The 13,577-nt window shown below is 61.7% G+C and carries 16 protein-coding genes; 5 read left to right on the top strand and 11 right to left on the bottom strand.

Annotation, left to right across the window (positions count from 1 at the left end):
- Positions 1–6: 6 nt before the first annotated feature.
- Positions 7–849, top strand: a complete 843-nt coding sequence (gene rsmA / locus K3555_RS07615) for a 16S rRNA (adenine(1518)-N(6)/adenine(1519)-N(6))-dimethyltransferase RsmA (RefSeq protein ID WP_260008016.1) — start codon at positions 7–9, stop codon at positions 847–849.
- A 302-nt stretch (positions 850–1,151) separates the two neighbouring features.
- Here rsmA and K3555_RS07610 read toward each other — a convergent pair whose 3' ends face one another.
- From K3555_RS07610 to prfA, 3 genes are all read right to left on the bottom strand, one after another.
- Positions 1,152–1,859, bottom strand: a complete 708-nt coding sequence (locus K3555_RS07610) for a DUF4167 domain-containing protein (RefSeq protein ID WP_260008015.1) — start codon at positions 1,857–1,859, stop codon at positions 1,152–1,154.
- 213 nt (positions 1,860–2,072) lie between these two features.
- The gene (gene prmC / locus K3555_RS07605) at positions 2,073–2,924 is read right to left on the bottom strand and encodes a peptide chain release factor N(5)-glutamine methyltransferase (RefSeq protein ID WP_260008014.1); all 852 of its coding nucleotides are present in this window, start codon (positions 2,922–2,924) and stop codon (positions 2,073–2,075) included.
- 2 nt (positions 2,925–2,926) lie between these two features.
- On the bottom strand, positions 2,927–3,982 hold the full coding sequence (gene prfA, locus K3555_RS07600) for a peptide chain release factor 1 (protein ID WP_260008012.1): 1,056 nt from the start codon (positions 3,980–3,982) through the stop codon (positions 2,927–2,929).
- Between the two features lie 60 nt (positions 3,983–4,042).
- Here prfA and K3555_RS07595 point away from each other — a divergent pair, with 60 nt between their 5' ends.
- Positions 4,043–4,342, top strand: a complete 300-nt coding sequence (locus K3555_RS07595; protein ID WP_260008011.1) for a hypothetical protein — start codon at positions 4,043–4,045, stop codon at positions 4,340–4,342.
- A gap of 232 nt (positions 4,343–4,574) precedes the next feature.
- Here K3555_RS07595 and K3555_RS07590 read toward each other — a convergent pair whose 3' ends face one another.
- From K3555_RS07590 to K3555_RS07570, 5 genes are all read right to left on the bottom strand, one after another.
- The gene (locus tag K3555_RS07590; RefSeq protein ID WP_260008010.1) at positions 4,575–4,970 is read right to left on the bottom strand and encodes a hypothetical protein; all 396 of its coding nucleotides are present in this window, start codon (positions 4,968–4,970) and stop codon (positions 4,575–4,577) included.
- Between the two features lie 340 nt (positions 4,971–5,310).
- Entirely contained in the window at positions 5,311–5,751 is a 441-nt protein-coding gene (locus K3555_RS07585; protein WP_259991611.1) for a DUF1499 domain-containing protein, read from the bottom strand.
- A gap of 72 nt (positions 5,752–5,823) precedes the next feature.
- Entirely contained in the window at positions 5,824–6,771 is a 948-nt protein-coding gene (speB, locus tag K3555_RS07580) for an agmatinase (protein ID WP_260008009.1), read from the bottom strand.
- Complete coding sequence (gene speB, locus K3555_RS07575) at positions 6,764–7,732, bottom strand: agmatinase (RefSeq protein WP_260008008.1); 969 nt, start codon at positions 7,730–7,732, stop codon at positions 6,764–6,766. Before speB (K3555_RS07575) ends, speB (K3555_RS07580) begins: the two co-directional genes overlap by 8 nt.
- A 78-nt stretch (positions 7,733–7,810) precedes the next feature.
- The gene (locus tag K3555_RS07570) at positions 7,811–8,977 is read right to left on the bottom strand and encodes a M20 aminoacylase family protein (protein ID WP_260008007.1); all 1,167 of its coding nucleotides are present in this window, start codon (positions 8,975–8,977) and stop codon (positions 7,811–7,813) included.
- A 64-nt stretch (positions 8,978–9,041) separates the two neighbouring features.
- On the opposite strand from K3555_RS07570, the gene mazG reads away from it, so the two are divergent.
- Complete coding sequence (gene mazG, locus K3555_RS07565; protein WP_260008005.1) at positions 9,042–9,857, top strand: nucleoside triphosphate pyrophosphohydrolase; 816 nt, start codon at positions 9,042–9,044, stop codon at positions 9,855–9,857.
- 72 nt (positions 9,858–9,929) lie between these two features.
- Here the strand turns inward: mazG and K3555_RS07560 are convergent, their stop codons facing one another.
- The gene (locus K3555_RS07560) at positions 9,930–10,484 is read right to left on the bottom strand and encodes a hypothetical protein (RefSeq protein ID WP_260008004.1); all 555 of its coding nucleotides are present in this window, start codon (positions 10,482–10,484) and stop codon (positions 9,930–9,932) included.
- 271 nt (positions 10,485–10,755) lie between these two features.
- Here K3555_RS07560 and K3555_RS07555 point away from each other — a divergent pair, with 271 nt between their 5' ends.
- Both K3555_RS07555 and K3555_RS07550 read left to right on the top strand, forming a co-directional pair.
- Complete coding sequence (locus K3555_RS07555) at positions 10,756–11,697, top strand: nucleoside hydrolase (RefSeq protein ID WP_260008003.1); 942 nt, start codon at positions 10,756–10,758, stop codon at positions 11,695–11,697.
- The gene (locus tag K3555_RS07550) at positions 11,694–12,143 is read left to right on the top strand and encodes an N-acetyltransferase (protein WP_260008002.1); all 450 of its coding nucleotides are present in this window, start codon (positions 11,694–11,696) and stop codon (positions 12,141–12,143) included. Before K3555_RS07555 ends, K3555_RS07550 begins: the two co-directional genes overlap by 4 nt.
- A 561-nt stretch (positions 12,144–12,704) precedes the next feature.
- On the opposite strand, the gene K3555_RS07545 is transcribed toward K3555_RS07550, so the two are convergent.
- Together K3555_RS07545 and K3555_RS07540 are read right to left on the bottom strand one after the other, a co-directional pair.
- Positions 12,705–13,169, bottom strand: coding sequence for an MEKHLA domain-containing protein (locus K3555_RS07545; RefSeq protein ID WP_260008001.1), 465 nt, complete (start codon positions 13,167–13,169; stop codon positions 12,705–12,707).
- A 10-nt stretch (positions 13,170–13,179) separates the two neighbouring features.
- Positions 13,180–13,497, bottom strand: coding sequence for a hypothetical protein (locus tag K3555_RS07540; RefSeq protein ID WP_260008000.1), 318 nt, complete (start codon positions 13,495–13,497; stop codon positions 13,180–13,182).
- Positions 13,498–13,577: the final 80 nt, after the last annotated feature.

Raw genomic sequence — 13,577 nt, 5'->3', positions numbered from 1 at the left:
GATGATATGAGCGCTATCGATAGCCTTCCTCCCCTGCGTGAAGTGATCGCAACGCATCAATTGTCGGCGCGCAAATCACTGGGCCAGAATTTCCTGCTGGACCTGAACCTCACCGCCAAGATCGCCCGCCAGGCCGGCGATCTGACGGGCTGTGATGTGCTGGAAATCGGCCCCGGCCCCGGCGGGTTAACACGCGGGCTGCTGGCCGAAGGCGCCCGGCGGGTGCTGGCAGTAGAGAAAGACAGCCGCTGCCTGCCCGCATTGCAGGAGATCGCAGATGCCTATCCGGGCCGGTTTGACGTTATCAACGGCGACGCGCTGGAGATCGACCCGCTGGCGTATCTGACCCCGCCGATCCGCATCGCCGCCAACCTGCCTTATAACGTCGGCACCGAACTGCTGGTGCGCTGGCTGACACCCAAGGAATGGCCGCCGTTCTGGCAGAGCCTCACCCTGATGTTCCAGCGCGAGGTGGCCGAGCGTATCGTGGCCCTGCCCGGCTCCAAGGCCTATGGCCGGCTGGCAATCCTGGCGCAATGGCGGGCCGATGCACGCATTGTGCTGTCGCTGCCGCCCGGCGCCTTCACCCCGCCGCCCAAAGTCTCCAGTGCCGTGGTGCATCTGGATGCCCTGCCCGAACCGCGCTTCCCGGCAGATGCAGCCATCCTGTCGCGTGTCGTGGCCACGGCCTTCAATCAGCGCCGCAAAATGCTGCGCTCCTCGCTCAAGGGCGTCTCACCGGCAATCGAGGATCACCTCAACGCTGCCGGCATCCCGCCCACCGAACGTGCCGAGCAGGTAAGTCTTGAGGCCTTCTGTGCGCTTGCCCGAGAGCTGGCCAAGGCCTGAAACCTCATTCCTTCTCAGCGATTGCAGCCGGTCCTTCCCACACCCCATTCCATTTCGCCCTGCCCAACAGTTCTGTCCGTGAACGTCAATTCAGCCGCCTACCCGTGTAGCCGCCACGCTCTGACCGCCGATGCGCTGATGCTGGGCTTCCCCGAAGCTGTCCGGCGCTATCTGCGGGTGCCGGGACACAGCGCCTGACCCGCAGCTTCGCGACCGGAGGCCAGCGGCCTGAACAGAAAACGTAAAAAGACCCCCGGGCGGTCAGCGCCGGGGGTCTTTTTGATTGCCGGGTCCGGCGCTGATTACTCAGCCGCCTCTGCCGGGCCTTCTTCGGCCTTCGGCTTGGGCTTGGGCTTGGCGCGCGGACGGCCGGGTTTCTTCGGCGCCGGTGCCTCGCCGCCTTCACTTGCTGCAGGCGCATCGTCAGCCTTGACCGCGGGTTTGCGCGGGCGGGGCTTGCGGGCCGGAGCCTTTTTGGCGGGTGCTTCAGCCGGCGCTTCAGCAGATGCTGCCGACTGGCTTTCCGGTGTTTCCACCAGGCCGCTGTCGCCGCCATTGCCATTTTCGCCGCGCGGGTCGATCACCTCGGGCTGCGGGGCCGCTGCCGGATCGGCCGCGGGCGCTGCAGCTGCGGGGGCTGCCGCAGCGGCAGCCGCAGCTTCCCGCTCCTGGCGTTCCAGCCGCTCGGTGCGTTCGCGGTCGCGCTCGGCCTGGCGTTCGCGGTTCTGCCGCTCCTGCTCATCGCGGCGCGCATCGATTTCGCGCTGTGCTTCGTTAAGCAGCCGCAGATAATGCTCTGCATGCTGCTGGAAATTCTCTGCCGCAACCCGGTCATTGCTCAGCTGCGCGTCCCGCGCCAGCTGATTGTATTTGTCAATGATCTGCTGCGGGGTTCCGCGCACCTTGCCTTCGGGACCGGAGCTGTCGAACACCCGGTTGACAACATTGACGCCATTCGGGCGATTCCGGTTGTTCGACTTGGAACGTGAACGTGATTTTGACGATCTCATATGCCTAGCGTAAGCCTTGAGTTAATGCGCCGTAGACCCTGTTCTACGCGTCTTAGCGCCGGATCATTAGCTTTTTTGGGCTTGATGCCGCGGGAAGGCTTGGAAAGCGTTCTCCTGAAGCGGCTCCTCTTGAGTAACCATGTTACGAAGCCCCAGACAAGGGGCACAACAGTGTTTTCTTTGATTTTTCTTCCGAAATTGTGAATCTTCGCGTTAAAAACGGTGTTTTGCGCCGGAATGCGCCCGCACCACCCGGTCCCGGCCGTCCAAATCCGGCAGCACAGAAATGCCGCTAAACCCTGCCATTTCCAGCAGCGCGCCGACCGCCTGCCCTTGCGTCGGGCCGATTTCCAACAGCACCCGCCCGCCCGGCGGCAAATGCGCCGCAGCCTGCGCAGCTATCCTCCGGTAGGCGCCCAGCCCGTCGCCGCCATCTGTCAGTGCGATGCCAGGTTCATGCCCCCGAACCTCCGCAGACAGCCCGTCCATCTCGTCCAGCGCAATATAGGGCGGGTTGGATACGATCAGATCGAACGTCCCCTCGACACTCTCAAACCAGTCCGATTGCTGAATATCCGCCCGCGCTTCAACCCGGTGCAAAACGGCATTGGCGCTGGCCTGCAGGCAGGCCGCCTCGCTGATATCCACCCCCAGGCCGGTGGCCTCCTGCCGCTCGGCCAGCAGTGTCACCAGAATACAGCCCGAGCCGACGCCTAAGTCCAGCACCCGCGCGTATGGTTCTGCCAGCGCGGCCTCAATCAGGGTCTCTGTTTCGGGGCGCGGATCCAGAACATCACGCGACACTTTGAAACGGCGGCCATAGAATTCCCGCTCGCCGATCAGATGCGAGACCGGCACCCGCACCGCCCTAAGCGAAATCAGCTGCTCATACCGTTCTGCCACGTCCTGCGCCAGCTCCTCGGGCGCGATCAGCGTCACCCGGCTGGCTTCGATACGCGCCGCATGGGCCAGCAGCACCCGCGCATCCCGCGCCGGGTCCTGAACCCCGGCTGCGCGCAGCCGGGACGCCGCTGCTGCCATCGCCTGTGCCGCGGTCTCTGCCATGCTCACTGCCCCATCTCGGCCAGAAGCCGCGCCTGATTGTCTGCAGTCAGCGCATCGACAATCTCGTCCAGATCGCCGCCCATCACCTGATCCAGCTTGTAAAGCGTCAGGTTGATGCGGTGATCGGTCATCCGCCCTTGCGGAAAATTATAGGTGCGGATGCGTTCCGACCGGTCGCCCGAGCCCACCTGGCTTGCCCGGTCCGCAGACCGCTCATTGTCGATCCGCTGCCGTTCCAGATCATAGAGCCGGGTTTTCAGCACCTGCATGGCAATTTCGCGGTTTCGGTGCTGGGATTTCTCTGACGACGTCACGATCAGCCCGGTCGGCAGGTGGGTGATACGGACAGCCGAGTCGGTGGTGTTCACATGCTGCCCGCCCGCACCCGAGGCCCGCATGGTGTCGATCCGTATGTCATTCGGGTCAATATGAATGTCCACATCCTCGGCCTCCGGCAGCACCGCCACGGTGGCAGCCGAGGTATGAATGCGCCCTCCGCTTTCTGTGGTTGGCACCCGCTGCACCCGGTGCACACCGGATTCATACTTCAGCCGGGCAAAGACATTCTCGCCCTTGATGTGCGCCACCACTTCCTTGATGCCGCCCAGCTCAGTCGCCTGTTCCTCAATGATCTCGACTTTCCAGCCTTGGCCTTCGGCATAGCGCTGGTACATCCGCAGCAGATCGCCGGCAAACAGCGCCGCCTCGTCACCGCCGGTGCCGGGCCGGATTTCCAGCATCGCAGGGCGGCCATCAGCGGCGTCCTTGGGCAGCAAGGCCAGCTGCAGCGCCTGCTCAGCTTCGGGGATCGCATCCTTCAGCGCAGGGATCTCTTCCTCCGCCAGATCCTTCATGTCCGGATCGGCCAGCATCAGCTCGGCCTCCTCCAGGTCGCTCAGCAGTTTACGGTAGGCGCTGATCTGTTCCGCCACCGGGCGCAGGCCGGAATATTCCTTGGCCAGCGCCGCAATATCCCCGCCCCCGGCACCATCCGCCATTGCGGCTTCAAGATACTGAAACCGCTGCAGGATCTGTTCCAGCCGCTCTTCGGGGACCATGGGCGCGCCTATTCTTGTTCATGTTTTGGCCAATTCTTGCCTCTGTGATATGCTAGAGCCATGAAACATGCCAGTGCCCTTGTCGTTTCCATTCTAATGGCTGCCTCCGGCAGTGCCTGGGCTGATGTGACCGGACCAGGCGGCAAGACCATCGACTGCTACTGCACGGATAAGTCCGGTTCGCGTGTCGAGCTGGGAGAGCTGCGCTGCCTGCAGGTAGACGGCCGCATGTTCATGGCCCAATGCCAAATGTCGCTGAACGTGCCGATGTGGCGCGAGGTGCAAAACAGCTGCCTGTCGGCGTCCCTGGGAGAGTTAGCCGGGGCGTCTGATGTACCATCGGAGCTGCCGCAGCTCTGATCCGCCCGTCGGCTGTTCCGCTGCCGCTGCAAGGTGAATGCAGATGTCCGGCAAAGACGCCTTCATTGAACTGTGCCGCCCGGGCATTCGCGTACCTTCACCCTGGCCGCAGCCACGCATGATCAAGTAATAGCGCGACAAGTCATTTTTGTTGAGTTCACGGCAGAGGATCTTATGACCGCCCCCACGCTCAGTTCCCGCCGCGTGGCACGCGGAAGGGATGCCTGCGCCATCAATCCACAAACGGGGTGGAGCCGTCCCAAGCTGAACTCTTACCCGCCAGCGTCACTACCGGCGCCGCCGGCGCGGTGACGATGTAATCTTGCCCCACGCCTGCGACTGGGAAGCCATCCCCTCCGGATGCGCAAGAGCCGGAGAAAATCTTGTAGTCCGGTGCAGTTGGCAAAACCCTCACATTGAATTCTGCAACAGTTCCTTTACCGCATATCTGGCCAGAGACGTGTGTTCTGATCTCTTGTGCTGTCCAACCGGCACCGGCACTGCCGCTGAAGCGGCCATTTCCATCCTTGTCGAAACGCAATTCATTGCTGGCAGGCGCGCCGCCGCAGGCCGCGAGCAGCGCACAACAGGCAAGGTACAGAACAGGCTTAGAAATATTTGAGGCCACGAAATATTCTCCTTATTTAATAATAACAGCGCTTTAGGTCTGCGCATGCGAATAACATCTGCTTTGGAAGATGCTACGAACCACTCCCAACAAACACCCTGCAGGGTCAAGGGTGGCGCAGCCACCACGCGCCAGCGCGGCCTGCCCTTGACGCGACAGCAACAAATACAATCGAAATGGCGTCTTCAGGCGCAGGCCTGCGCCTGAAGCGCTTCTCAGCAATACAATGGCTCTGCCGCCCAAGGCGGCAGAGCCCGCGCCGCGCAAAGCGCGGCGCCCGGCCCAACTGCGAGGGGCTTTACCCAAAAGCCCGCGAACAGGCGGGAGAACACCCTGGGTGTTACTCTCCGGCGGCAGCGGCCTGCGGATCCTCCGCCATCTCCGCCAGCCAGGTGTTGATCCGCTCTTTGTTGGCACCCAGATCCGACCGCCCGAACCGCAGCCGGGCATAGACCTTCAGCAGATCCCCGTCCTGCGCGGCAGTGGTATAATCCGGAAACCCCAGCACCTGGGTGCGGGTGATATAGGTCACCATGCCGTCATCCGGTCCGCCCGCCAGCACGCTGGTGCGCGGGGCGTGGCTGGCAATGCGGTGGAACCGCTCCAGCCCGTCCGGCCCCGAGCGCACCACCCGGAACACGCCGCCGCGGAACTCCTTGTCTTCGGTGAACTCCGGCTGAGTGTTCCAATCCAGCGGATCGCTTGGCGCCAGCCGGACAAAGCCCAAGACAGCAATGCCTGCCGCCAATACCAGCCAGGCAAACAGCATCAGCCGCCTCATTGCGGTTTCAAGGTCAACCCTTGCCTCCTCCCTTTGCGGCCCTCCCCCGGCCTGACGTGCAGGCCGGACCGCTTATTTTGTCGTCACCCCCGGCAGCACGCACAGCAGCTCATAGAGCAGATTGGCACCCACCAAAGCCGTGTTGCCCGAGGGATCATACGGCGGCGACACCTCCACCAGGTCGCAGCCGACGATGTTCACCCCCTTCAGCGACCGGATCAGCTCCAGCGCCTGCGGCGTGGTCAGCCCGCCGATTTCCGGCGTGCCGGTGCCCGGTGCATAAGCCGGGTCCAGACTATCGATATCATAAGACACATAGACCGGCCTATTGCCGATATCGCGGCGAATTTCCGCACCCATCTGATGCAGCTGCCGCCCCCACAATTCCTGCGCGGGAAAATGCTGAAAACCCCAGCTCTGCGCCTCGGTAAAATCGCTGGCGGCGTAACCCGTGCCGCGGATACCGATCTGATAAGTCTTGTCAGGGACAATCAGCCCTTCTTCAAAGGCGCGGCGGAACACGGTGCCATGGGTCTCGCGCTCACCGAACATCTCGTCGTTCACATCCGCATGGGCATCCACATGCACCAGCGCCACGGGGCCGTATTTCTTGGCAATCGCGCGCAGGATCGGCAGGGTGATCGAATGATCGCCGCCCATTGCCACCGGGATCACCGCGCCGGACAGGATCGCCTCATAGCTTTCCTGAATAATGCGCAGCGATTCCGGCAGCGAAAACGTGTTGATCGCCAGATCGCCGATATCGCCAATGTTCAGACTGTCAAAGGGTGCAGCACCCGTGGCCATGTTATAGGGCCGCAGCATCGCGCTTTCGGCCCGGATCTGCTTGGGGCCGAACCTTGTGCCCGACCGCCAGGAGGTGCCAATGTCCATCGGCACCCCCAGCACGGCCACATCCAGGCCCTCCAGAGAGGTTGCCTGCGGCAGCCGCATAAACGTGTTCGGCCCGGAGAACCGGGCCAGGTCATTGCCGCTGATCGGTTGATTGAAGTCAGTCATTGTCTCTCATGTTCCAGCCCAGTAGGCAGATGATTTCCGTCGCCACATGTGCCCCGGCAATAGCAGTTGCGCCGGTTGTGTCAAAGGGGGGAGAGACCTCGACCACGTCACCGCCCTTGATATTGATGCCGGCAATCTCGCGCAGGATGCGCGCCGCTTGCGCCGAGGTCAGCCCGCCCCAGACCGGCGTGCCGGTGCCGGGTGCATAAGCCGGGTCCAGGCAGTCGATGTCAAATGTCAGATAGGTCGGGCGGTCACCCAGGATCGTCTTGATCCGCTTGGCGGTTTCCACCGGGCCGATCTCATGCACGGTGGATGCATCGATGATATTGACGCCCAGGGTGTCATCATTGGTGGTGCGGATCCCCACCTGGACCGAGGTCGCCGGGTCCACGATCCCCATCTTCACAGCCTTATAGAACATGGTGCCATGGTCCACCCGGTCCATGTTGTCATCCGGCCAGGTGTCGGTATGGGCATCAAATTGCAGCAGCGAGATCGGCCCGTATTTCTCGGCATAGGCTTTCAGGATCGGAAAACTGATATAGTGATCCCCGCCCAGCACGACCGAGGCCGTATCCTGCGCCAGGATACCCCGGATATGCTCCGTCAGCGCCGCCGGAAATCCCGGTACATTGGCATGATCAAATGCCAGGTCGCCGTAATCCGCAATCGCCAGCGTGCTCAGCGGTTTATGCGGCCAGCCATAAGGTTCGTCCGGGCTTTGCAAGCAGGACGCCTCGCGGATCGCCCGCGGCCCCAGCCGCGTGCCCGGGCGGTTGGTCACCGCCTGGTCAAACGGCACGCCGGTGACAGCAATATCCACACCGGTCAGGTCCTTGGTGTATTTACGGCGCAGGAAAGACATCGCCCCGCCAAAGGTGATCTCGAAACTCAACCCCTTCATGTCCTCGCGGGTGAAGGCGTGATCGATCATATGTTTTGCGTCTTCCAGTGCCATGGCATTGCGTCCCTGTTCTGCGGCTTCAGCTTTTGATCAAATACCCGCTTTGCAGGCCCCTGTCATCTGCGCAGGCCCTTACCCGCCCACCGGCTGCGCCCGCTCCACCAGGCGGGCAAAGAACGACGCTCCAACCGGCGCAATCTGGTCGTTAAAATCATACTTCGGGTGATGCAGCCCGGCGCTTTCACCCTGCCCCAGGAACAGATAGGAGCCGGGCCGCGCTTGCAGCATATAGGAAAAATCCTCTGCCCCCATCTCGCGGCCGCCATCAGGCACCACATTGCCCTCGCCCGCGATCTCCTTGGCAACGTCCACGGCAAATGCGGTTTTCTCCGCATCGTTGAATGTGGCCGGATAACCGATCTCATAGTCCAGTTCGGCCTCAACGCCGTAACTGACTGCCTGCCCTGCCACGATTTCCTTCATCCGCCGCATCACCATCTGCTGCACCTCCGGGTTAAAGGTGCGTACGGTGCCGTTGATATAGGCGGTATCCGGAATCACATTATCGACAGTGCCGGTATGGATCTGAGTAACCGAGACCACCAGATCCTCCAGCGTGTGATGGTTCCGCGACACGATTGTCTGGATCGCCTGCGCCATACCGCAGGCCGCCATCACCGGATCACGGGTTTCATGCGGCATCGCGCCATGGCCGCCCTGCCCCTGAATGTGAATGTGAAACGTATCCACCGCCGCCATCAGCGCCCCGGGCGTGGTCAGAAAATGCCCAGCCGGCAGCCCCGGCGCATTGTGCAGCGCATAGACCTCGCCAATCTCAAACCGCTCCATGATGCCTTCTTCGACCATGATGCGCGCGCCGCCAATTGCCTCCTCGGCGGGTTGAAAGATCAGCGCCGCCCGGCCCTTGAAGTTACGCGTCTCCGCCAAGTATTTCGCCGCCCCCAGCAGCATGGCGGTATGCCCGTCATGGCCGCAGGCATGCATATTGCCCGCATGACCCGAGGCGTAATCAACCCCGGTCTCCTCCGGGATCGGCAATGCGTCCATATCAGCCCGCAAGCCGATGGTCGGACCATCCCCACGCCCGTTGATGATCGCCACCATGCCGGTCTGCGCGATGCCCTCATGCAGCTCATCAACCCCGATTTCCCGCAACCGCTCCGCCACAAAGGCAGCGGTCTTGGGCAGGTCCAGCGCCAGCTCGGGAATCTGATGCAGACGCCGCCGCCAGGCCTTCATCTCCTCGGCGTAATCGGCAATACGGTTCACAACGGGCATTGGGGTGGACTCCTGCAGCAGACTCGGGATTGATGCATCAGACACTGGAACAAGAGCCGCCGCAATGCCCCAAACAGACCTGATTCACGATGAGACCGCTGGCATCGAACGCCTGCTTGAAATCATGGCGCGCCTGCGCGACCCCAAAACCGGCTGCCCCTGGGACATCGAACAGAATTTTGCCAGCATCGCCCCCTATACCATTGAAGAAGCGTATGAAGTTGCCGACGCCATCGACCGCGGAGCCTGGGATGAACTGAAGGGAGAACTGGGTGACCTGCTGTTCCAATCCGTCTTCCACGCCCAGATGGCGCAGGAGGCGGGCCATTTCACCTTCCAGGACGTGGTCCGGACCATGTCGGACAAGATGGTCTCGCGCCACCCGCATGTGTTCGGGGATGAGAGCCGCGAGAAATCAGCTGACCAGCAAACCCGCGACTGGGAAGCGATTAAGGCAGCAGAACGCGCAGACAAGGCCGAAACCGGCACATTGGACGGTGTCGCCGTTGGCCTGCCCGCCCTCTTGCGCGCCTACAAGCTGCAAAAACGTGCCGCGCGCGTCGGCTTTGACTGGCCCTCTGCCGACAATGTCATCGCCAAGATCACCGAGGAATGCGCCGAACTGGTCGAGGCCCGCGACACCCTCACCCAGACCGAAGTCGAAGAAGAATTCGGCGATCTGATGTTTGTGATGGCCAATCTGGGCCGCCATCTGGGGGTTGAACCCGAAGCCGCCCTGCGCGCCGCCAACGCCAAATTCACCCGCCGGTTCGAAGGCGTCGAGGCCAAACTCGCCGCCCGCGGCAAACGCCCCGAAGACAGCGATCTGGCCGAAATGGACGCCCTCTGGGACGCGGTCAAGGCAGATGAACGCGCCTGAGCGCGCATCTTTCATTCATCTTTCTCCAAATACTCAAATCCCGGCGGCGCAGCCGCCGGGCAGCCAAAGGCATCAGGCCAGGCCAGCCTTTTTCAGGTTGGCCATGATGGTTTTGAAGTCCTGGATGATCTTTTCCTTCTTCATCAGATCTTTCCACAGCTTCTCGCCGGTCTTCTTGTCGCCAACTGCGATATTGACCATTACATCCTTCAGCTTTTTTACATCGGTGATGCCCAGCAGCTTGGCCGCCTTTTTGGGGTCGCCCATCCGGTTTTCGGCGACATATTTCTTGTATTCATCGCTACCGGTGAAGCCCATCACATCCTTGTTCAGCATCAGGACGACTTCTTTCTTGCCGGTCTCGATGATCTTCTTCCAATCGCCGCTCTTAAAGTCTCCCTTTTCCGCCAGCACCTTGGCCGCATTGTAGGTCTTCGATGTGATATTGACCGGCTCCTTGCCCTTTTTCTGATCCATGTAGCGGACCCACAGCGATTCCGGATTGCCTTTGTTCTGCGTGAACATGAACTCATTCAGACAGTAACGCCGCTTGCAGTAATCCATGTAAGAAGCGGTCATTTTCTTGTCCTTCAGGATGTCGCCGACAACTTTGGGATCATTGCTCATGTTTCTTATTCCTCATGAAAATCAAAAATATGTCTTCCGGCAAAACACCGCAGAACCAATACCGCCCGTCTCCGGGCTTCAAAAAACCGCTGCGCATCCGGGACCATCCCGCCCCGACTGACGCTGCGTCAAGCCACCATAGAAAGCAAACGCCGCAGCAGCAAACTTCCGTCGCAGAAAATGCCCGGAAAATTGCAAGGCCGGTGCGGCAGCGGTTCAATCCCGGCAAAACTGCGCGTAGTCTCATGGCTCACCACCAGCGGAGAGTGCCATGGCACCGAGAAAAATCATCATCGACACCGATCCGGGACAGGATGATGCAGTGGCCATCCTGCTGGCGCTGGCCAGCCCCGAAGATCTGGATCTGATTGGCATCACCTGCGTCGCAGGCAATGTGCCGCTTGCGCTGACCAGCAAGAACGCCCGAATTGTCTGCGAAGCTGCAGGCAAGACGCATGTGCCGGTCTATGCCGGCAGCAAAGCGCCGCTTTGCCGGCCGCTGATCACCGCCGAACATGTGCACGGCCAAACCGGCCTCGACGGGCCAAAGCTGTGGGAGCCGGACATACCGCTGGCCACAGGGCACGGCGTCGATTTCATAATCGACACCCTGCGCCGGGAACCTGCGGGCACTGTCACCCTCTGCACGCTGGGGCCGCTCACTAACATTGCCGCCGCCTTCAACCGGGCGCCCGACATCATCGAACGGGTGCAGGAAGTGGTGATGATGGGCGGCGCCTATTTCGAGGTCGGCAACATAACCCCGGCGGCTGAATTCAACATATACGTCGACCCGGAAGCCGCTGAAATCCTGTTCAGATCCGGCGCGCCGATCACCGTGATGCCGCTGGATGTGACGCATAAGGTGCTGGCCACCAAACCCCGCACCGCGGCGATCCGCGCGCTGGACACCCGCGTCGGCCATTTCACTGCAGACATGCTCGATTTCTTCGAACGCTTTGATGTGGAAAAATACGGCTCAGACGGCGGCCCGCTGCATGACCCCTGCGTCATCGCCTGGCTGTTGCAGCCCGGCCTGTTCTCCGGCCGTCATGTGAACGTCGAGATCGAGACCAGCTCCGAACTCACCCTTGGCATGACCGTCGCCGATTGGTGGGGCGTCACCGGCCGAAAACCCAACGCCCTGTTCATCGGCGACGCTGATGCGGACGGTTTCTTCAAACTCCTGACCGAAAGGCTCGCCCGACTATGAGCGCCGCCCTGCATCTAGCCAAACCTGAACACCTGGACCGGGTGCTGTCTCTGGTTGCCGCCTTCCACGCAGAATCCGGTCTAGGCACCACCGAAGACCACCGCCGTGCCGGGGTTGAGCCGCTGCTGAACGGGCATCCTTACGGCGCGGTCTACCTGATCGGCCCGACTCGCGCGCCGATCGGTTACATCGTCGTCACCTTTGGCTGGTCGGTGGAATTCGGCGGCATGGACGGCTTTGTGGATGAGCTGTACATCCGCCCCGCCGTGCGCGGCCGCGGCATTGCCACCGAGGTGCTGACCGAACTGCCGAAAACCCTGGCCACGGCTGGATTGCGTGCCCTGCATCTGGAGGTCGACCGCGAAAACGAGACCGCCCAGCGGCTCTATCTGCGCACCCGGTTTAAGCCGCGCGACAGCTACATACTGATGACCAAGGAGATGTAAGCCAAAAGGCACAGCTGTCATGCTGCGCCTTTTGGCCAGCTCTCCCCCCAAAGAGCCTGTTCTATCGCTGCCGAAATGGCAGTTGGAGCTGCGGCAGGCACGGTGGCAATTCAAAACAGCCAGGCAAAACAATGTGCCAGTTCGCGCGGTGATGGAACCTCATGCACCGCGGCGGACTAAGATGTGCCGCCGCTCACCCCTTGGTTCTGACGCTCTGCCCCCCGGCCAGAGCGCCAGCCATCCGGTCCTAAATTCCCGGATGGTTCATGAAACCGGCCGTTGCACTCATACTTCTGACCGGATCCGGCGGTGCAGCGGCGTCCCCGCCAAGCGGGGAGTATTCCGGGCTGCTGCACCCTGGCAGTACTGAAAGACCCGCTGGAATTGCCAATTTGCGAAAACCTTGATTTGGCATGCTGGTCTCTCCTCTCCCGCGGTAACACCCGGACCGCGTAAGACTAAGGTAACATGTCCGTGAAAGCCCGTCTGTGAACCGGGCCACACAACCGCGGGCCCTGTTTTACGATCACCTTCTGCATCCTGCCCTGCCTGCGGGCGGAGCTAGAGAAAAGCAAAATCGCGGAATGTCGCCGCCTCACCCAGTTTACCCCCATCCGCCCCCAGCAAGGGCCAGATGATGGCATTGTGGATCTCGAACCGCCGCCCCAGCGCACTGATCCGCACGCCTGTGTAATTGCTGATAAAGCCCTTTGCGCGCATCTCAGCGAACATCGCGTCCCGCTGGCCCCGATGGGCCGGCTCCGCCGTCAGCCGCGACGGCATGGCTGTCAGCTGCTCCCAGCCCATTTCCCACAAGCTCTGCGCCGCCAGATTGCCATAGGTCAGGACCGGGTCGGCGGCAGTGTTGTGCGACAGCACCGCAAACGGCGCACGGTACAACGTTTCGGCATTCACGCTGTCCAGTAAATCGCGGCCTGTCGCTTGCGCAAAAGACCTCAGCAGCAGGTCCGCGTGGCGGTCCTGGAAACGGTTTTCCAGGCAGGGTTCCTTCATTTGATCCGTCACCGCATGTTCCTCAAAACGGAGCGCATTTCTTTCTGACTGCCCGTTCCAGTTTCCTGAACTGCTTGCTGGCGCGCCCGCGCGGTCTAAGGGCATCCGCCTCTTCCTGACGGTCGATCCCGTCGTTCCAGGACTGAAACAGCAGCGCCTTGATATCGTCGTCCATGACTTCATCGGCCAGCTTGTAGGTGCAGGTGCACAGGTTCATGCTTGGCCCTTCCCCCTGGGTGCGCGCGGCAAGGGCCTTGCAGGTTTCCTCAGCACCGGGGGCGGCAGCGGCTGCCGCGGCAAAGGTCAGCGTAAACAGCGCTGCGAGGACAGGAAGTTTCATCTGCAGATCCTGTAGTCTTCAAAGAAAACCCCCGGCCATTGGGAACCGGGGGCAGCTGCGCTCCGGCCTTGCCGGAGCGC

Source organism: Leisingera sp. M527 (assembly GCF_025141525.1).
Lineage (GTDB): Bacteria > Pseudomonadota > Alphaproteobacteria > Rhodobacterales > Rhodobacteraceae > Leisingera.
This window is presented reverse-complemented; position numbering and strand designations above follow the sequence as displayed.

Bases quoted from the DNA above. Each gene is read 5' to 3' on its own strand.
- prmC (WP_260008014.1), bottom strand. From the start codon at position 2,924: ATGGCAGAGACCGCGGCACAGGCGATGGCAGCAGCGGCGTCCCGGCTG.
- rsmA (WP_260008016.1), top strand. From the start codon at position 7: ATGAGCGCTATCGATAGCCTTCCTCCCCTGCGTGAAGTGATCGCAACG.
- mazG (WP_260008005.1), top strand. From the start codon at position 9,042: ATGCCCCAAACAGACCTGATTCACGATGAGACCGCTGGCATCGAACGC.
- K3555_RS07550 (WP_260008002.1), top strand. From the start codon at position 11,694: ATGAGCGCCGCCCTGCATCTAGCCAAACCTGAACACCTGGACCGGGTG.
- speB (WP_260008008.1), bottom strand. From the start codon at position 7,732: ATGGCACTGGAAGACGCAAAACATATGATCGATCACGCCTTCACCCGC.
- K3555_RS07555 (WP_260008003.1), top strand. From the start codon at position 10,756: ATGGCACCGAGAAAAATCATCATCGACACCGATCCGGGACAGGATGAT.
- K3555_RS07585 (WP_259991611.1), bottom strand. From the start codon at position 5,751: ATGAGGCGGCTGATGCTGTTTGCCTGGCTGGTATTGGCGGCAGGCATT.
- K3555_RS07570 (WP_260008007.1), bottom strand. From the start codon at position 8,977: ATGCCCGTTGTGAACCGTATTGCCGATTACGCCGAGGAGATGAAGGCC.
- prfA (WP_260008012.1), bottom strand. From the start codon at position 3,982: ATGGTCCCCGAAGAGCGGCTGGAACAGATCCTGCAGCGGTTTCAGTAT.
- K3555_RS07560 (WP_260008004.1), bottom strand. From the start codon at position 10,484: ATGAGCAATGATCCCAAAGTTGTCGGCGACATCCTGAAGGACAAGAAA.
- K3555_RS07540 (WP_260008000.1), bottom strand. From the start codon at position 13,497: ATGAAACTTCCTGTCCTCGCAGCGCTGTTTACGCTGACCTTTGCCGCG.
- K3555_RS07595 (WP_260008011.1), top strand. From the start codon at position 4,043: ATGAAACATGCCAGTGCCCTTGTCGTTTCCATTCTAATGGCTGCCTCC.
- speB (WP_260008009.1), bottom strand. From the start codon at position 6,771: ATGACTGACTTCAATCAACCGATCAGCGGCAATGACCTGGCCCGGTTC.
- K3555_RS07610 (WP_260008015.1), bottom strand. From the start codon at position 1,859: ATGAGATCGTCAAAATCACGTTCACGTTCCAAGTCGAACAACCGGAAT.